The organism is Neisseria sp. P0001.S005 (assembly GCF_051963715.1).
Genome location: NZ_JBQCTZ010000302.1, coordinates 1 through 2,973 on the forward strand (window position 1 = coordinate 1; position 2,973 = coordinate 2,973).

Annotated in this window: 2 protein-coding genes; one reads left to right on the forward strand and one right to left on the reverse strand. The window is 49.5% G+C overall.

Annotation, left to right across the window (positions count from 1 at the left end):
* Positions 1-806: DNA primase (gene dnaG, locus ACTHSP_RS19200; RefSeq protein ID WP_440346696.1), on the reverse strand; the 806-nt coding region annotated here is incomplete at its 3' end.
* 327 nt (positions 807-1,133) lie between these two features.
* Between dnaG and ACTHSP_RS19205 the strand changes: the two genes are divergently transcribed.
* On the forward strand, positions 1,134-2,570 hold the full coding sequence (locus tag ACTHSP_RS19205; protein WP_440346697.1) for an NAD-dependent succinate-semialdehyde dehydrogenase: 1,437 nt from the start codon (positions 1,134-1,136) through the stop codon (positions 2,568-2,570).
* Positions 2,571-2,973 lie beyond the last annotated feature (403 nt).

A 2,973-nucleotide genomic window follows, 5' to 3' on the forward strand; every position in this document is an offset into this window, starting at 1 on the left:
AATGCGACCACGTCCATGTAGCCTTCGACCACCAAAATCCGTCCAGCCTCTTTTACGGCAGCACGCCCTTCATATAGTCCGTAAAGGTTTTTCCCTTTATCAAACAAAGGAGTATCGGGAGAGTTCAGGTATTTGGGTTTCGAGTCGTCCAATACGCGGCCGCCAAAGCCGATGACCTGCCCACGCGGATTACGGATAGGGAACATAATCCGATGGCGAAAGCGGTCGTAATGTTTGCCTTCATTGTCGATGACCATGCCCGTATCCACCAACGCAGTATTAGGATAGGGTTGGAACACTTGCGCCAAAGGCTGCCAACCGTCAGGCGCATAGCCTAAACCATAATGCGCGATGACTTCCGCACTCAAGCCGCGTTTGTCTAAATAAGCCTTCGCTGCCGGATTGAATTTCAACTGTTGCGCATAAAAATCCGCTGCCGCAGCCGTTGTTTCTTCCAAAGTCTGCTGTTTTTTCTTACGTTCGGCACGGATTTCGGGGTTGTCTTTCTGCCCGCGAACTTTAGGCACCGTCATGCCCACACGGTCGGCAAGAAACTGTACCGCCTCCGGAAACGACAGTCCCTGATGTTCCATCACAAAACCAATTGCCGAACCATGCGCCCCGCAACTGAAGCAATGGTAAAACTGCTTGGTCGGGCTGACCGAAAACGACGGCGTCTTTTCCTTGTGAAATGGACAACAGGCCATATAGTTCGCCCCGCCTTTTTTCAGCGGAACCTGCTCGTCGATAATATCGACAATATCGACTTTGGACAAAAGCTCGTCAATGAAATCAGATGGAATCATGGCTCGGAAGAAGAGGATGGACGGAAAACATTTCAGACGGCCTTATAAACAGACAAGGCCGTCTGAAAATGGAATTTTGGATGAAGGTTGAAATGAGTTTTGTATTATAGCAAATAGTTGTAATACATGTGTCCTATCCTTTTGAGGTAGAGTATTAATAATTGTATTTCATTCGTTATTAAGATGGATATGATGTCGCTAAAGCAAAGGCCGTCTGTAAGAATTCAGACGGCCTTTACAGTCAGCTTATTTTGCGATTCAGTTGCGCTTTCATGGTATGAATATGATAATGAATGTATATCCTCGGTTTTAGAAAGGTCGTTTCCCATGAAAACCTTTTCCCAACTGCTCAACCACCCCGATATTTCCTTTTCCCCGATTTCAGACGGCCTCAAAGTTGGCAATCCGGCGACGGGCGAGACTTTGGCGTTTGTTCGCACGACCCATTCAGACGACCTCAAGTTGCTGATTCAAAAGGCGGAGGCCGCACAAAAACTATGGGCGGCAAAAACTGCGTTGGAGCGTGCCGATGTTTTGTGGCGTTGGTATTTTCTGATAAAAGAAAACAAAGAAGAGCTGGCGCACATCATGACGATGGAACAGGGCAAAAGCCTGACCGAAGCTCGCGGCGAGATGGATTATGCGGCTTCGTTTGTGCGCTGGTTTGCCGAAGAGGCGCGGCGGATTGACGGCGATGTGCTGACAAGCGTGAAGGCGTCGCAAAAACTGGTCGTGTTGAAACAGCCCATCGGCGTTACCGCCGCGATTACGCCGTGGAACTTCCCATCTGCGATGATTGCGCGCAAGGCTGCGCCTGCTTTGGCGGTGGGCTGCGCGATGATTGTCAAACCCGCATCGCTCACTCCTCTGAGCGCGTATGCGCTGGCGCTACTGGCTTACGAAGCTGGCGTGCCGCAGGATTTGCTTCCCGTCGTCAGCGGCCGCGCTTCGGAAATCAGCCATGAATTTGCCACGAATCCGACCGTGCGCAAAATCAGCTTTACGGGTTCGACCGAAGTCGGTGCAAAAATTTTTGCTGACAGCGCGGCGGACATTAAAAAACTCAGTTTGGAACTGGGCGGCAACGCGCCGTTTATCGTGTTTGACGATGCCGATTTGGACAAAGCCGTCGAAGGCGCGCTCGCCAGCAAGTTCCGCAACAGCGGCCAGACCTGCGTCTGCACCAACCGCGTTTACGCTCAATCAGGAATTTACGAAGAATTTTGCCGTAAATTGAGTGAAAAAGTAGCCGCGCTCAAATTGGGCAACGGCTTGGATGAAGGCGTGAACCAAGGGCCGCTGATTGAGGAAAAAGCGGTGGAGAAAGTCGAGCAGCACATCGCCGACGCGCTATCCAAAGGCGCAAGCTGCCTGACCGGCGGCAAACGCAGCGCGTTGGGTGGAACGTTTTTCGAACCGACCGTTTTAAGCGGCGTAACGGCGCAAATGGCAGTGGCGCGCGAAGAAACCTTCGGGCCTTTGTGTCCCGTGTTCCGCTTTGAAACCGAAGCCGAAGTCATCGCGGCCGCCAACGATACGGAATACGGTTTGGCGGCCTACCTCTTTACCTCCGACACCGCCCGCCAGTGGCGCGTCGGCGAAGCCTTGGAATACGGCATGGTCGGCCTCAATACGGGCTTAATCAGTAATGAAGTAGCACCGTTTGGCGGCGTGAAACGCAGCGGTTTGGGACGTGAAGGCAGCAAATATGGTGCGGATGAGTATTTGGAACTGAAATATTTGTGCATTGATGTAGCGGAATAAGGCTGCACGGTAAAGGCCGTCTGAAATTTGGTTTCAGACGGCCTTTTTCAAACGCAGAAAACTTACTAATCAATCTTATATCATTATTAATTATTTGCATAAAAAACAAAAATTAAAGAACTATATTAAAAAACAAAAGTCATAGTTCTATGATTGGTATTACTTTCACAAAAAAATGGTAATGTGAATGTTTAAGAAAATTTTAGTCCTGTTTTGTGTAGCTTTTATCGGTGCATGCAGTTTCTTTGATGGGAACGGTTTGATAAATGGCTCATATTCTCAAGGGAAACGGCTTGACCCGAATTGTGATCATTATGCTGTCGGCGGTAGTGGTGGCGGTTGTACACCGTCAGGTCAATGGCATCTTAAAGATAAACAAGGACAAAGAGTGCCATTCTAGTTT

Bases quoted from the DNA above. Each gene is read 5' to 3' on its own strand.
- ACTHSP_RS19205 (WP_440346697.1), top strand. From the start codon at position 1,134: ATGAAAACCTTTTCCCAACTGCTCAACCACCCCGATATTTCCTTTTCC.